This window comes from Streptomyces hygroscopicus subsp. hygroscopicus, assembly GCF_030269125.1.
Lineage (GTDB): Bacteria > Actinomycetota > Actinomycetes > Streptomycetales > Streptomycetaceae > Streptomyces > Streptomyces hygroscopicus_C.
Genome location: NZ_BSSM01000003.1, coordinates 436,697 through 451,911 on the forward strand (window position 1 = coordinate 436,697; position 15,215 = coordinate 451,911).

The 15,215-nt window shown below is 71.7% G+C and carries 13 protein-coding genes; 9 read left to right on the forward strand and 4 right to left on the reverse strand.

Annotation, left to right across the window (positions count from 1 at the left end):
• Window positions 1-11: 11 nt before the first annotated feature.
• Entirely contained in the window at window positions 12-1,235 is a 1,224-nt protein-coding gene (locus tag QSK45_RS10085; RefSeq protein ID WP_285555304.1) for a glycoside hydrolase family 3 N-terminal domain-containing protein, read from the reverse strand.
• Between the two features lie 512 nt (window positions 1,236-1,747).
• Between QSK45_RS10085 and QSK45_RS10090 the strand changes: the two genes are divergently transcribed.
• From QSK45_RS10090 to QSK45_RS10120, 7 genes are all read left to right on the forward strand, one after another.
• Window positions 1,748-2,284 carry a GNAT family N-acetyltransferase gene (locus QSK45_RS10090; RefSeq protein ID WP_285555306.1) on the forward strand — a complete coding sequence of 179 codons (537 nt, stop codon included), beginning with the start codon at window positions 1,748-1,750 and terminating at the stop codon, window positions 2,282-2,284.
• The gene (locus QSK45_RS10095; protein WP_285555307.1) at window positions 2,281-2,637 is read left to right on the forward strand and encodes a hypothetical protein; all 357 of its coding nucleotides are present in this window, start codon (window positions 2,281-2,283) and stop codon (window positions 2,635-2,637) included. Before QSK45_RS10090 ends, QSK45_RS10095 begins: the two co-directional genes overlap by 4 nt.
• A 53-nt stretch (window positions 2,638-2,690) precedes the next feature.
• A complete protein-coding gene (locus tag QSK45_RS10100; protein ID WP_285555308.1) occupies window positions 2,691-3,956 on the forward strand; it encodes a ParA family protein in 1,266 nt (421 codons plus the stop codon).
• A complete protein-coding gene (locus QSK45_RS10105) occupies window positions 3,953-5,188 on the forward strand; it encodes a ParB/RepB/Spo0J family partition protein (protein ID WP_285555309.1) in 1,236 nt (411 codons plus the stop codon). The genes QSK45_RS10100 and QSK45_RS10105 overlap by 4 nt, the downstream gene beginning before the upstream one ends.
• Before the next feature lie 267 nt (window positions 5,189-5,455).
• The gene (locus tag QSK45_RS10110; RefSeq protein WP_285555310.1) at window positions 5,456-6,265 is read left to right on the forward strand and encodes a GNAT family N-acetyltransferase; all 810 of its coding nucleotides are present in this window, start codon (window positions 5,456-5,458) and stop codon (window positions 6,263-6,265) included.
• A gap of 56 nt (window positions 6,266-6,321) precedes the next feature.
• Window positions 6,322-7,107: a GNAT family N-acetyltransferase gene (locus tag QSK45_RS10115; RefSeq protein WP_285555311.1), complete on the forward strand. Its 786-nt coding sequence runs from the start codon at window positions 6,322-6,324 to the stop codon at window positions 7,105-7,107.
• Between the two features lie 25 nt (window positions 7,108-7,132).
• The gene (locus QSK45_RS10120; RefSeq protein ID WP_285555314.1) at window positions 7,133-7,462 is read left to right on the forward strand and encodes a nuclear transport factor 2 family protein; all 330 of its coding nucleotides are present in this window, start codon (window positions 7,133-7,135) and stop codon (window positions 7,460-7,462) included.
• A 118-nt stretch (window positions 7,463-7,580) separates the two neighbouring features.
• On the opposite strand, the gene QSK45_RS10125 is transcribed toward QSK45_RS10120, so the two are convergent.
• Entirely contained in the window at window positions 7,581-8,645 is a 1,065-nt protein-coding gene (locus QSK45_RS10125; protein ID WP_285555316.1) for an NAD(+)/NADH kinase, read from the reverse strand.
• A gap of 217 nt (window positions 8,646-8,862) precedes the next feature.
• Here QSK45_RS10125 and QSK45_RS10130 point away from each other — a divergent pair, with 217 nt between their 5' ends.
• Both QSK45_RS10130 and QSK45_RS10135 read left to right on the forward strand, forming a co-directional pair.
• A complete protein-coding gene (locus tag QSK45_RS10130) occupies window positions 8,863-9,654 on the forward strand; it encodes an MIP/aquaporin family protein (RefSeq protein ID WP_285555318.1) in 792 nt (263 codons plus the stop codon).
• A 215-nt stretch (window positions 9,655-9,869) separates the two neighbouring features.
• Entirely contained in the window at window positions 9,870-12,638 is a 2,769-nt protein-coding gene (locus QSK45_RS10135) for a helix-turn-helix transcriptional regulator (RefSeq protein WP_285555319.1), read from the forward strand.
• Between the two features lie 97 nt (window positions 12,639-12,735).
• Here QSK45_RS10135 and QSK45_RS10140 read toward each other — a convergent pair whose 3' ends face one another.
• Both QSK45_RS10140 and QSK45_RS10145 read right to left on the reverse strand, forming a co-directional pair.
• Window positions 12,736-13,254, reverse strand: a complete 519-nt coding sequence (locus tag QSK45_RS10140) for an SRPBCC family protein (RefSeq protein WP_285555320.1) — start codon at window positions 13,252-13,254, stop codon at window positions 12,736-12,738.
• A 931-nt stretch (window positions 13,255-14,185) separates the two neighbouring features.
• Entirely contained in the window at window positions 14,186-15,154 is a 969-nt protein-coding gene (locus QSK45_RS10145; RefSeq protein WP_285555321.1) for an amidohydrolase family protein, read from the reverse strand.
• Between the last annotated feature and the right edge of the window lie 61 nt (window positions 15,155-15,215).

A 15,215-nucleotide genomic window follows, 5' to 3' on the forward strand; every position in this document is an offset into this window, starting at 1 on the left:
CCGGCCGCCGCTCAACCGCAGCCGAGTCGTCCGGCACCCGCCTTCGCCAGCAGAACGCGGTGCACGCTGTCGGCGACGTCGGCGCGGAACGCGGCACTGGTCCGCATCCGGTCGCTGATCGCCTGCGCCATCGCCGGAACGATGGACGGCTTCACGGTGAGGATCATGTTGCCGCCCGCCGACAGGAAGTCGACGGCTCGCTGACCCGGCGTGAAGGACCGTACGGCGACGGCCTGTCCGAGGTCGTCGGAGATGACGACACCCTGGAAGCCGAGCTGGGTACGCAGGAGTTTGCGGATGACCGTGGGCGAGAAGGCCGCGATGTGATGGGCGTCTATCTTCGTGTAGGTGGCCGAGGAGGTCATCACGAACGGCGCACCGGCTTGGATCCCGGACTTGAACGGCGTGAGGTAGGAACTGGTGGCGGTCGTCACCGAGTCGACGACGTTCGCGGTGGTGTCGGTGTTACCGATGACCCGGCCGAGACCGGGGAAGTGCTTGAACGTGGTCATCACATGGGCCTGCTTGAACCCGGCGGCGAACGCTCCGCTGTGCGAGGCGACGATGTCGGGGGTGTGGCCGTACTCGCGGTGGTAGCGCCCGATGGGCCCGTTGCGCGTGCCGAGGCTGACCGGCACCACGTCAGCGACGGGGGCCAGGTCGAGGTCCAGCCCGGCGGACTTCAGCTGGGCCGCCCACCCCGCGGCCCGGCTCTTCAGCGTCGACGTCGACCAGCCGCCCTGTGTCAGCGCGGTCGGGATGGTGGAGAACCCCGGGCCGCTCAGCACCTGCACCTGGCCGCCTTCCTGGTCCGTCGCGACCAGCAGGCCCACCCGCCGGCCGGAGACCTCGTCCGCCTGGCCGCGGAAGCCGTCCACCACCTTGCGTGTCGCCTTGGTGCCGACGCTGCTGCGCCCGGTCAGCATGACCGAGCCCACGTGGTGGTCACGGAGGGTGCGCAGATCGGTCGCGCTCGGCCGGGAGGCGGACACCCCTCCCATGAAGAGCTGTCCTATGCGCTGTGCCTGGGTCATGCCGTTGTAGACCCGGTCGGCGCAGGCGGTGGCCGAGGTGACCGGGGCGGACGCCGTCATGACCCGGACCGGCTCCGCGGGGCGCGCGTGGGCGACCGGTGTAGCGCAGGCGACGGCGGCCAACATCATGGTGACGAGCGGGGCACCGCTGCGCAGGGCCGCCGGACGGCATGCTCCGGGCCGGCGAGGACGTGCTGTCATGGAGCGCTCCTGTCTCGGAACAATGGAAGGCGGCGCAGTCGACCGGGCCACGGCCGGCGCACCGGACGGGCCGCTCCGCCGCGTCCCCACACGCTACGCCCAGCCGGCCGGGAGTACGCGCCTCGGGGCGCACTGTTCCGACCGGCCCCGTACCGCACGGTTGGCCTCACGTCGTCCTGAAGTCCGCCACCCGCCTTTCCCCCGCCGTCGGCCGCGCCCGGGATCAGCGCAGCAGCCACCCCGTTCGACAGGCGAGGTCGATCCCGTTGACGGAACGGTTGCGACTTCCTTGCCAAGACCGGACGTTCCGCCGATGACGACGATGTCACTCAGTGAATCATCCTGTATTTGTCCTGACGACGTGGAACAGCCAACTAACTCAGCCGAATTGACCATACTGTCAGCACCATCGCACACTAGCCCGAACATGTGAGTACAGGCGGGGCGGTCCCCGTCACGCGTGTCCTGACTGCCGAGCCCGACCCTGCACTCCGTGAAGAACGGGTACCTCCGTGTCGTACGCCCCCGCCGCGCTTCAGCCCGGTGACCATCCCATCCTCGCCCTCGACGGCCGGTCCACGCTGACCCGGCCGGCCGTGACGGGCGACCTCGACGCCGTCAACGCGATGCACGCGCGCTGCAGCCCGGAGTCACGTCACCGTCGCTACCAGACGGCGCGGCAGAGACTGACCCCCTCCGAATGGCGGTCGCTGACCGCTCCGGAGCGGGGACTGACGTGGGTGACGCGGCCCGCCGACGACCTGGACCTCGTCATCGCCGCCACACACCTGCTCCACACCCCGGCGGCCCGGACCGGTGAACTGGCGATCCTGGTGGAAGACGCCTGGCAGAGTGTCGGACTGGGCACGAGCCTGGTGCGACGGGCCCTTCGAGAGGCTCACCGCCTCGGCATGGCATCGGTCCATGTGCTGACCGACCGGGACAACCGCCGCATGCTGTCCATCTGCCGCTCGCTCGGTGCCCGCGTCCGGAAGGCCGAGGGCCCTGCCGTCGATCTCACCCTGCCAGTGCGCGAGGAGGCATCATGACCACACGCTCCCCCCGGTCTGTCGCACGGGTTTCCGGTCTCGTCGCCGCCCTCGCCCGCGCCGTCCTCGGCGCGGCGGCCGGAGCCGGCCGGCCTCCCACCCCGGTCCAGCGGTTCGCCGCCCGCCGCCCGGTCCTCCTGGCGGTGTACGCCGGTACGCCGATCGGGCTCGTCCTCGTCCTCGCCGCCTGGCCCCGCCTCCACACCACCGCGGACATCGTCTTCATCCTGGCCAACTGCGTACTCGTGTACTGCGTCTTCGCCCTGGTCGCGTACGGCGAACGCGCCCGGCAGCGGCTGCTCGGCCGGAACCGCCACGCGCCAAAAGGGACTGACGGACCGACACGGCATTGAAAACTAACGCGTCGGTGCTTCAACTGATCATCGGCGTTAGTAAGGTGTCCTCCATGAGTTCTCCAGCCACCTCCAGCGACCGCGAGAAGGTCGTCTCCAAACTGCCGGGCTGGCTCCGGCAGAACCTCAAGATCAGAGCTGCCCAGCTCGGCATCGAGATCCAGACCGCCGTCGAACACGGCGTCCGGGACTGGTGCGCGCTGGCCTCCGCCACGGCGCCCGTCGACACCGCGGGCGCCGACTCCTTCTCCACCTTCCTGCCTCCCGGGCAGTGGGAGGAGTTCCGGCGTTCCGCCGAGGACCGCCGGGTCTCGCTCATCCAGGGCCTCGCGCAGTCCGTCCAGCTGTGGCTCGACACCAACCCGGCGCCCGATGTCGTACGTCCCTCGGTGACCCGCCGCATCGTCATCTGCAACCAGAAGGGCGGTGTCGGCAAGACCGCCATCACCGCCGGTGTCGGCGAGGCGCTGGCCGAGTCGCCGGACGCCCTGCACCCCGTCCGCGTGGCGAAGGCGCTCGCCAAGGCCCTGCGGGACAGCGAGGCGGACGCCGACGGCGCGGAGTCGCAGGACGACCCCCTGGAGGTCGAGAACCTGCCCGGACTCGGGATGCGGGTCCTGCTGGTCGACTTCGACCCGCAGTGCCACCTCACCAACCAACTCGGCGCCACTCCCCTGCCGATGAACGGCGACAGTCTCACCAACCACATGGCGGGAGACCCCAAGGGCGACCTGCGCGACCTGGTCGTCTCCATCGACGAGGAGAGGTTCGGCGGCCGGCTGCACCTGCTGCCCGCGTGCAACGACGCCTTCCTCCTCGATGTGCGACTGTCCGCCGTCCGGGCCCGGGAAGCCGCCCTCGAACGCGCCCTCACGTCCCTGGAGTCCGACTACGACGTCATCCTCATCGACTGCCCTCCGAGCCTCGGCCTCAGCATGGACGCGGCGGCCTACTACGGCCGGCGCCGCGACGGGGAGAAGCCCGGCCAGTCTGGCGCGCTCATCGTCGTCCAGGCCGAGGACAGCTCCGCCGACGCCTACGAGCTGCTGACCACGCAGATCGAGGACCTCCGCGCGGACCTCCAGGTCGACATCGACTACCTCGGCATCGTCGTCAACCTCTACGACTCGCGCCGCGGTTACATCGCCACCTCCTCTCTCCAGGGGTGGGTCGACATAAAGGATCCGCGGGTCGTGGGCCTCATCGGAGACCTCAAGGAGCAGAAGGAAGCCGTACGGATGAAGCAGCCCCTGCTCTCCTACGCGCCCAAGTCCCAGCAGGCCATCGGCATGCGCGCACTGGCCCGGGAGATCTCATGAGCAAGGCCGACCAGTTGGGGGCGGGTCGCTTCGGCGGCGCCCGCACCGTCAGCGCGCGCCGACAGGCGGTGGCCGCCGCGACGGGTGTCCCGACCGAGGGCATCGCCCCACCCACCGAGCTGCCCATCCACCGGATCAGCCCCAACCCCGACAACCCCCGTTCCCAGCTCGGCGACCTCACCGACCTTGCGGGGAGCCTGAAGACGCACGGCCAGAAGCAGGCGATCACGGTCATGAACCGGGACGCCTACCTCAAAGCCAACCCCGACCGCGAGGGCGACCTCGAACCGGACACCACATACGTCGTCATCGACGGCAGCAGCCGGCTCGCCGCCGCCCGGGAAGCCGGGCTGCCCACGGTCAAGGTCATGGTCAGCGACGACCAGGGCAACACGTCGGAAGAACTCCTGGAATCGGCGCTCGTGGCCAACATCCACCGCCAGGACCTCGGCGAACTCGACGAGGCACGGGCCCTGCAGCGGCTGCTGGCCATCCACGGCAGTCAGACCGCGCTGGCCAAGCGGCTGCACCGGTCCCAGGGGTGGGTGTCCCAGCGGCTCGCCCTGCTGACGCTCACCCCCGAACTCCAGGCGCGCATCGGCCAGGAGCCGATCGACCTGCTCCGCGCCGTCGGCAAGAAGCCGGCCGAGGAGCAGGAGGCGGCCCTGGACGCGCTCAAGGCGGAACGGGCACGGGCCGAGGCGGAGCGCGTGGCCCGCAGGGAAGCGGAGAGGCTCGCGCGCGAGGCCCCCCGGCAGCCGGCGCCCGAGCAGGAAGCCGAACCGGAGCAGAGGCCCGTGGCGCCGGCGGCTTCCGAAGTACCGACTGGGTCGTCCGGCTCCAGGCAGCCGGAGCCCCATGACCCGGCGACGCGCCCGGCCCCCGCGACCGCTCCTCCCCCGAGCCGCTCGGCGCCACCGGCCGCTGAGGTCCCGGTCACGGGCGGGACACCCGCTGTGGCCGTGCCGGAGACGGCAGTTCCGGAGCCGCGGACGACCTCGGGTGCCGCCGCTCCCGCCGTACGGCCCACCGGCCCGGAACAGCCCGTGCGCAGGCTGCCGTACGACGAGCCCGGCTCACTCGCCATGCTGCTGGATCAGAAGATCGAGGACGATGACGTGTTCTTCGATCTGATCAGGTTTCTCGGACTGCGCGCGCTGCAGCGAGACCCCTCCCGCCTCGGCGAACTCGGCCGGTCCCTGGCCGACCAGTCCGCGGCCCACGCTGACTGAACCGTACGACCGCGCACGCGGCACCGGCCGGGCACATGGCGACCCGAGCAGGTAGGGTCACCTCATCGGTGCGGTGCCCGCGTGGAATCCGGGTTCGCGTCGGCCTCGGCCGCCCACGGATCCCACGACCGTCACTCTCGACGGCGACGAGCGGCACCGCGGGCCGCACGGAGTTCGTCCGGCCGGTGTTCGACAGTCCCGCGCCTTCTCCTCGCCGGCCCAAGTCAGCGAACGAACGCATGTCGTTCGACGAGCACGAGGTGACACATGACAGCGATACCGACCGCAGACGGCGCACCGGCCCCGTCCGAAGGGGTCGGCACCGGGGATCCGGACCGGGTGACCGCAAACTTCCGGCACTACCTCATGGGCTGGGGTGCGGAGCTGAGCGAGTGGGGGGACCCGGACCACTATCGCAGCGGGCTGGCCCAGCCCCAGTTCAACGGTGTCGTACGGCTGAGGTCCCTGGACGCGGTGGAGGAATCGATGGCCACCGCGCGGGCCCGGCTCGCGGGCGTGCCCTGGTGGTGGTGGGTCGGCCCGGACAGCCCGGAGGGGACCGCCGACGCCCTCACCGGGCTGGGCGCGGTGTCCCTCGGCGCCGTGCCCCTGATGAGCCGGTCACTCGCCGACGTCGAGGAGACCGAGGAGCCGCCGCCCGGTCTGCGGGTCGAAGAGGTCGGGGGAGGTGACCGGCTGCGGGACCTGGTCCGCACCTACAGCGCCTCGATGGGAGTCTCACCGAGCCTGGAGGACGGTGTGGTGCGCGTCGAGGCCGGGCGGCCCGACAACGCCGACATCGTCCGCCTCGCGGCGGTACTCGACGGCAGGGTGGTCGGTACGACGGTGGTCATGATGGCGCACGAGGTGGCCGGCATCTTCCTGGTCCACGTCGCGGAGGCGTACCGGCGGCGGGGCGTCGGCGGGGCGCTGACCACGGCGGCGCTGCGAGCGGGGCGGCAGCGCGGGATGCGGCTCGCGGCCCTGGGGGCCAGCGCGATGGGCGAGCCCCTGTACCGGCGCTTCGGCTTCGAGGCCGTCTCCGAGTACCACCTGTTTTCGGGACCCACTGCCTGACACAGGTAATGTCACATCGCGGCCAATAATGACATCCATTAAGTTATATTCGGTTCGTGACTCGATTCGCCGACACAGCAGCCCTTGAGCCTCAGCTTGCCAACTGCCGTGACTACTGGCTTGGCTGGGGAGTGCAGGAGCGGCAGGAAGACCACCTGTCCCTGTTCCGTAGCGGGCTCGCCGATGGCCAGCTCAACGGTGTGATGCGCCTGCGGGACGAGGGCCGCGCCGAGGAAGCCGTGGCCGAGGCGGTCAGGCGGTTCGACGGCCTTCCCTTCACCTGGTGGGTCGGTCCTGACAGCGCGCCGGGGGTGCGTCGGCGACTCGTCGACGGCGGGGCCACACAAGAGGGGTCCATGCCGATCATGACGGTGCGGACGGACCAGGTGCGGCACGCGAAGGGCCCCGGCGCCCTGCGCGTGCGGCCGATCGGTGACTCCGCGGAAGAGCTGTCCGACTGGGTCGGCGCCTACGGTCCTTCCTTCGGTCTCGCTCCGGAACTCCACGACGACCTCGTCCGCGTCGAACGGGAGCGGACGGATGCCGGGCGGATCACCCGGTTCGCGGGCCGGCTCGACGGACGCACGGTGGGCACCGCGCTGTTGTACGTGGCTCACGGCGTCGCCGGCATCTACGTCGTCACCACCGACGCCTCGCGACGACGGCAGGGGATCGGCGCGGTCCTCACCCAGGCCGCCGTGCAGGCCGCCCGGGAGAACGGTCTGCGCGTCGCCACCCTCCAGGCCACCGGCGACGGCGCGCCGGTCTACCGACGGCTCGGTTTCTCCGTCGTGGGCGAGTACGAACTCTTCGAGGTGCCGGCTCCCGGTCCGGCCCAGTGATCCATTCCCGTGAGGAGCGGCTGCCATGACCGACATCGAACTTCCCGACGCCATCCGGGTGTTCGTCGAAGCGACCAACGCCGGTGACTCAGAGGCCTTCGTGGCCGCGTTCGCGCCGGACGCGTACCTGAACGACTGGGGCCGCGAGTTCCACGGGCGCCGCGGGGTGAGCGACTGGAACCGCACCGACAACATAGGCGTGCAGGCGCACTTCGATCTGGTCTCGGCTCGGCGGGACGCGGCGAACGGCCGCTACCTGCTGACGCTGAAGGTCTCGGGCAACGGCTACAACGGCACCGGGCCCATGGTCTTCGAGCTGCGCGACGGGCTGATCGCCGGCCTGCGGATCAGCTAGGCCCTCGCCGACGCCACGGGGCGGCCGGCCGGACAGGACCGGCCGCTGGGAGAGCGGTCGTGGCGGTCCCCGGCTCGCTCGTCAGACGGCGTGCGACCACCCGCCGCCGACGGCCCGATCACCGCGCGGCCGCCGGGGGCGGCAGTCGCATGCCGGCGAGATCGGGCGGAATGGGAGTGTCGGGGCGGAAGAACGGTGCCGAGGGGCCGTCCTGGGCCGTGGCGGGGGCGTCGGTGAGACGGAAGCGGCCCCGCAGGCGGCCGTAGAAGTCCGTGGGGTGCAGACGGATCAACCGGACCCGGTCCGGAGCCCGGAAGACGCCGATCCAGTCACCGGGGTCGAGCACCCCGCGCAGCTGACCGTCGATGCTCACCGCGGCCTGCCCGGAGTGGGGCAGGACGCGCAGGGCGACCGGCTCGTCGGGCGCGGCGACTATGCTGCGGTTGAACGTCATGTGCGGCGCGATGGGGGTGAAGACCACCGCGTCCATGTGCGGGGAGAGCACGGGGCCGCCGGCCGCGAAGCTGTAGGCGGTGGACCCGGTGGGGGTGGCCACGGCCAGCGCGTCGGCCGAGTACGACGCCAGCAGCCGGCCCGCCATGTAGACGCCGACGCTCACCTGGCGATCGCGGGCGAGCTTCTCCAGGACGACGTCGTTGAGGGCGTTCACGTCCAGCGCGACGCCCCAGCCCTGGCCCTCGATGGTCTCCGGCCGTACGTCCGGGGCGGGCAGCGCGGGGCCGCGCCCGTACATCAGCAGGGCGTCCATCCCGTGCGGTATCTCCAGCGGCCGCGAGGCGCGCATCGTGAGGGTCATGCGCTCCTCGACGACGGCGTGGCCCTCGTGGACGGCGTCCAGAGCGGCCGTCACCTCGCCCGCCAGTACCTCGGTGAGGAAGCCGACCTTGCCCAGGTCCACGCCGAGGACGCTCGCCCCGCTCTTGACGGCGATCCGTGCGCCCCGCAGGAAGGTGCCGTCGCCGCCGAGCGTGACGACGAGGTCGGGGTTCCCCGCGGCCTCGGCCTCCTTGCGTCCGCCGCGCCGACCGTGGTCCTCGGTCCATACGTCGATGTCGGTGCACGGGACACCGCGGGCTTCGCTCCACCGGTGCACGGTCAGCGCCGTCTCCCGGGCTGTGGCCCGTCCCTGATGAACGACGAGACCTATGCGTTGCGTGGGCATGCTGACATCATGCAACACATAACAGCAGGTAGCACAGTCGAGGGTGGGTATCGGTGCCGTAGGTGAGTTCACCCGGCGCCTGTGAGGTGACTTCGCGACGGCATTGTGGGGATCGCCCCACGCACCGGCTGGTGCAGGCTCGATTTCCCCCCGTCGTCGTGGCTGGAAGGCTGCGCGGTGAGCGTCCCGCTTCCATCGCCGTGCCGAGGTGACCCGCATGACCGCGTCCGCCCGTCGTCCCGCCGCCGTGTCCACCGCACAGGTGTGGTGCGAGTTCGGTCTCACGACCGTGCTGCTCTTCCTGGTGGTGACCATCGTGCGCTGGCTCCGGGTGCCCGCGTCGCCGCTGTACATCGGCGATCTGTCCCTCGCTCTCTGGGTGATCGGGCCCGTCGCCGGACTGCTGATCACCGGGCTGATCCTCTCGCCGTGGGGACGCCGCAGTGGCGGACACATGAATCCCGCGGTGACCGTCGCCGTATGGCTGATGGACGTCTTCCCCGGGATGAGCGTCCTGCCTTACGTCGCCGCGCAACTGGCGGGCTCACTGCTCGGGGCGTCTCTCGGTCGGCTGGTGTGGGGACCGGTGGTGTCCGCGGTCGGCTTCGGGGCCCTGCGGCCCGCTCCCGGGTGGTCGGCGTCGGCCGTGTTCCTCGCGGAGGCCGGTTGCGTCCTCGTCCTCGCTCTCGCCGTCGGCTTCCTGCTTGCTTATCCGGCGTTCGGCCGGTGGCTGCCGGCCACGGTGGGGGCGTGCGTCGCGCTCATCATCGTGGTCTTCGGCCCACTCAGCGGCGGTTCCGCCAATCCCGCGCGGCAGTTCGGACCCGCCGTGCTCGCCGGCCGGTTCACCGATCTGCTGATCTACATGGTGGCGCCGGTCGTCGGAGCCGTTCTCGGGGCGTCGGTGCACCATCTGCTCTACCGGCGCTTCCGACTGCGCGAGCCGATCACCTACAAGCTCGCCGGCACCGGTGACACCGCCGGACGCGCCGGCGCGTCGCGGGTGTGAGAGGGCTGTCGGCCGGGCTTCGGTGGGGAACGCCGGCGCGGCCGGCGGCCGGGGAGCCCGCTCGCGGACGGAGCGCGTCGCCCGGCCGGTTCCGCGTCGATAGGTGATTTCTCCGCGGAAAGGTGGTTTCAGGCGGAAACACCGTCGGCGGTGGGTGTGACGCGCCTGTGCGAACCGCCTTGAAACGCCTACGGCAGCCAAGGGAGACTTCGCGGGTGATCCAACCCGGCGACCGACCCGACATACTCGTGGGACGCCTGCGAGAAATCGACTTCCTACGGCGTTTCCTCCAGCAGACGGGGATGAACGGCGGCACGTTGTTGCTGTCCGGAGAGGCGGGAGTCGGCAAGACGGCCCTGCTGGAGGCGACGGCCGACGCGGCCCGCGCGTCGGGGACGACGATCCTGCGCGTGACCGGAGCCGAGTTCGAGGCCGAGGTAAGCTTCGCCGGGCTCAACCAGGCCCTGTTTCCTCTCATCGACGACTTCGCCACGCTCGGAGACGAACACGCCGGGGCACTGCGCGTCGCCCTGGGGTTCGCGACCGGCCCCGCTCCGGACCGGCTCCTGCTGTCCAACGCGGTGACCCTGCTGCTGCGCAGGGTGGCCGCTCGGGCACCGCTGCTGCTGATCGTCGACGACCTGCCATGGCTGGACCGGGCCAGCGCCGCGGTGCTGAGCTTCGCGGCGCGTCGGCTGATCGGAAGCAGAGCCGGGCTCCTGGCCGCGTTCCGGACCGGTTCGGCCGGCTCCTTCGACATCAGTGGCCTGCCCGAGCTGCCGGTGCGGGCGCTGGACGACGAAGCGGCCGCCCAACTGCTGACGGAACGTTTCCCCGGTCTCGCCCCCCAGGTCCGGGCGCGGGTGCTGAGCACCGCGCAGGGCAATCCGCTCGCCCTGCTCGAACTCCCGCACGCCGTGCGGGAGAGCTGGCGCGGCCCCACCGAACCCGTGCCCCGGATACTCCCGCTGAACCAACGCCTGCAGGGACTGTTCGCGGCCCGGGTGGCGGCCCTGCCCGCCGCGACCCGGGCCCTGCTGCTCACCGCCGCACTGGAGAGCACCGGTGACCTCAGGGTGCTGCAGGCAGCGGGCGACGGCCGCTACCGGCTGGACGATCTGGCACCCGCCGAACAGGACCAGCTCGTCCGGGTCACGGCCGCCTCGCACACGGTGACGTTCCGGCACCCGTTGATCCGCTCCGCCGTCGTGTCGGAGTCGACTTCCGCCGAACGCCGGCAGGCCCACCGGACCTTGGCGGAGGTCCTCCGCGACGACCTCGAACGCAGGGCCTGGCACCTGGGGGAAGCCACCGTCGAACCCGACGAGGAGGTGGCCGCGCTGCTCCAGGCAGCGGCCCGCCGTGTCCGGGGGCGCGGGGACTACCAGGCCGTCATCTCCTTGCTGTGCCGGGCCGCGGATCTCAGCCCCACCGCGGAGGCACGCGGCAACCGCCTGGCCGAGGCCGCCTACATCGGGGCGGAAGGACTGGCGGCGGCCAGTACCACGGAACTGCTGCGGGGGGTGCGCCAGTCCGACGACCAGCCGTCCGCTTCCCTGCACTACGCGTCGGCGGCGGCACTCCAACTGCTCGAAGCGGACGGGCACGTGGACACCGCCCACCGCCTGCTGGCCGAGGCGATCGAGTCGTGGCCGAACCACACGGACCCCGACGACGAGCAACTCGTCACCGCGCTGTTCACCCTCGCCCTGGTCTGCCTCGTCGGAGGGCGGGCCGAACTGTGGACCGTCTTCCACCGAGCGGTGGCCCGGCTGCGACCCGAGCCGCCGGAACTGCTGGTCATGACGACCGGTCTGTACGCCGCCGACCCCGTCCGCACCGGGGTGGCCCTGCTGCCGATGCTGGACGCCAGGCTCGCGACGATCCATGAGGAGCGGGATCCCGGCGTGGTGCAGAACGTGGCGGCGAGCGCGATCTACGCGGATCGTCTGGCCGAGATGCGGGAGGCGTTGTGGCGGACCATCCAGCAGGGCCGGGCCGACGGGCCCGGCAGACGACGGCTCGTAGCCCTCATGGATGTCTGCTTCGACGACTTCGTCCGCGGCGAATGGGCCGAGGCCGGTGAACTGGCGACCGAGGGTCTCGCTCTGTGCGAGGAGTTCGGGGGCAGGTTCTTCAGCTTCTACTTCCGCTACCACCAGGCTCTCCTCGCCGCGGTCCAGGGCAGGTGTGAGACCAGCCGGGCCCTCGTCGAACAGATGCTCGGCTGGGCCGTGCCCCGCGGCGTGGGCATGGCGCAGACGTTCGCCCGCCACGCCCTGGTCCTGGCCCACCTCGGGGAGGACGACTACGAGTCGGCCTACCAGCGGGCGACGGAGATCAGCCCTGCCGGGACGCTCGCCTCGCACGTACCGCACAGTCTCTGGGTGGCTCTGGAGCTGGTCGAGGCCGCCGTCCGTACCGACCGCAGGGCCGAGGCCGAAGGGCACGTGCGCGCGCTGCGCGAGTCGGGCACGGCGGCGCTTTCTCCCCGGCTCGCGATGCGGGAGGCGGCCGCCGCGGCGCTCGTCGCCGATGACGGGGCCCCAGACCTCTTCGCACGCGCCCTGACGATGCCCCGGACCGGCGAGTGGCCCTTCGACACCGCGCGCGTCCGTCTCCTGTACGGCGAACGGCTGCGCCGCTCACGGACGGTGAGCGAGGCGAAGGTCCAGCTCAAGCAGGCACTCGACGCTTTCGAGAAGCTCGGTGCCACGCCCTGGGCGGTGCGCGCCGAGCGAGAGCTGAGGGCCGCAGGGCAGGCCGCGCGCACTGCCGCCAGCGCCCAGGGGGTGGCCTCCCTGACCCCGCAGGAAGTCTCGATCGCGCGGCTCGCGGCGTCCGGTCTGACCAACAAGGAGATCGGCGAGCGGCTGTTCATCTCACCGCGGACGGTGAGCAGTCACCTGTACCAGATCTTCCCGAAGCTGGGCATCACCAAGCGGGCGGCCCTGCGGGACGCGATCGGCAGCGACGATGCCTGAACACTGCCCGAGCCGACTCCGTCCCCGGTCGACCGGCGAGTGGCCCGCGTCATCGTGAAGGTCGTGGCAGGTCTCACTGGCCACTCCTCCTCCCCTTTCAGCCCTTTCCGCCGCCCCGCGACGCCCGCGCCTCAACAGCCGTCAGCCATCCCTCCACGATGCGCCGGGCACACGCCGGATCCGCTTCCCGGTGCGCGATGGCGGCCGGGCCGCGCGCCGCGAACCCCAGGAGAACCAGGGTCCGGCCGGTGCGGGCGAGGAGCAGCCACTCCTGGTACAGGCCGAGATCGGTGCCCTGCGCGAACCACGCCAGGCGGCTTCCGGGGCTGCACTCGCCGACCCGGGCGCGCACCTCCAGCCCGTCCAGCCGGTAGGCGAACTCACTGTCGGTCCGTAACCCTGGCGGCTCCGCGTCCGCCGTGGGCCCGTCGTCGATCCGCGTGACGTCCCGTGCCCAGCTGCACAGGTCGGCCAGGTGTCCGAAGACAGCCTCCGGCTGCGCGTCGATGTCGGTCTCGCCGACGGCCCAGAGGTCAGAGAAGTCCGGGGAGTAACCGATCGGCCAGTGCAGAAGTCGGTGGCCGTCCGGTCGCTCCGGTCCGGGCGCATCGAACACGATGTCTTCCTCCGTGCGGCTCCTGGTGGTGGTCCCTTCCCTCACCAGGTTTCCCGACGGCACACGGGCCGGCATCAGTCATTCGACGGGGTACCGCACGTCATGAGCACCCCGGCCGGTGCCGTCACCCCCTCGGTCCCACACCACCGCGCCCACCGCGGTCCCCACGAGCGCAGCTCGTCGAGAACGTGCCGAGTGCCCCGCACAGCCCGGTGCCGAGCAGCAGCCGCACCGGTCCGGGCGCGGCACCTGTGCCGACCGGGTCGGACGGCGCGCCCCAGGAGCAGGCAGGCGGTGACGCTGACCGGGAACTTGCCGCAGGAGAGGACGCCGCCCGTCCGCGCGTGCGGGGCTCGGTCGGTGCGGCAGCGCGACACCGCGCCCACCAGCCCGCCGGCCGCGGCAAGGAGCCGGTGCGCGGCCTGCCTCCGGTCGTGCCGCGCGTCGGCGGGCGCGCGAGGACCCGGCGGGTCACCGTCGCGGCGCACCCGACCGTCGCGAGCGCCGCGCACACGGTCGCCGCCGCGGCCAGGGAGAGGGCGATATGGCGGGTGCCCCCCAGCCCGCAGCCTTCGACGGCATACGTGGAGAAGGTGGTGAGGCCACCGAGACACCGGTCGCGAAGAACGAGCTGAGGAGGGGGCGGCGCCGGCGGATGCCGCTGGTCACCGTCGTGAAGACACCGATGGCCGCGCAACCGGTCACGTTGACGACGACGGTGGTGAGGGAAGGCGGCGGGGCCGGTGGGCCACGGCTGTTCGGCGCCGTAGCACGCGACGGCGCCGTACGGATCCCCCGGCCGCGACCGCGACGAGCACCGCCGTTCTCACCCGGGCCACCGCAGGGCGCGGGCCCGTGCCCTGAACCGCGGCGGCCGTCCGGTGGGACGTGGCCATGCCGCGTCTCCTCGCGGGCGTGGTGGGCGGTCCGCTCAGTGCCCGGCGACCAGGTCCGGCAGCAGCCGGGCGGCGTTGCGCGTGGTCAGCGCGCGCCAGGTGCCGCCGGCCGGCTGTTCGGCGGTGTCGACGGAGGCGATCTGCGCGACGGCTCCGGCGGCCGGGGTCCAGCAGTAGTCGCTGCCATAGAGCAGGCGGTCGTAGCCGAACGTCGTCGTGAGAACCGGGATCTGGTGCGGGAAGGGGCTCCCGGCCATGTCGAACCAGAGGCCGCGCAACTGCTCCTGGACGGTGGGACCGTGCTGGTCGCCGATGCCGAACACGGTCCGGAACAGTTCCATCCGGTCGACGAGCAACGGCAGCGCGCCACCGCCGTGGGTGAAGACCCACTGGATGCGCGGGAAGCGACGCAGCGCTCCGCTGAACACCAGGTCGGAGACGGCGCGGGTGGAGTCGAACAGGAACTCCAGCATGGGCCGGGGCCGGTCCAGGGCGACGGCCTCGTAGCAGGGCGGCGAGGTGGGATGGACGAAGACGACGGCGCCCCGCTCGTCCAGGTCCCGCCAGAGGGGCTCGAAACGGCTGTTGCCGAGATAGGCGCCGTCGTGGTTGGTCTCGACGGCGACGCCGTGGCTGCCGAGGACGTCGAGGGCGTGGGCGGCCTCGGCACGGGCGCCGTCCACGTCGGGCAGGGGGAGGGAGGCGAAGTGCCCGAAGCGGCCGGGGTGTGCGCGCAGCAGGTCCGCGGCGAACTCGTTGACCCGGCGGCTCAACAGACGCGCGGCGCGGTCGTCGCCGAAGTGCGTACCGGGCGACGAGACGGACAGCACGCTGGTGCGTACGCCATGGGCGTCCATGAGGTCCAGGTGCTCGGCCGCCGACCAGGTGGGGTAGCCCCGCATGCCGTCGGGGAGCAGGTGGCCCGCGGCCTTGGCCGCCTCGACGTAGTCGGGGGTCACGAAGTGGGCGTGGACATCGACGAGTTGCTCCGCTGTCGCGGTCATGGGCAGGTCCTCCGTTCCTGGCCTGCGACATAGCAGGGCTCGTACCGTGGGCTGGAGCGTG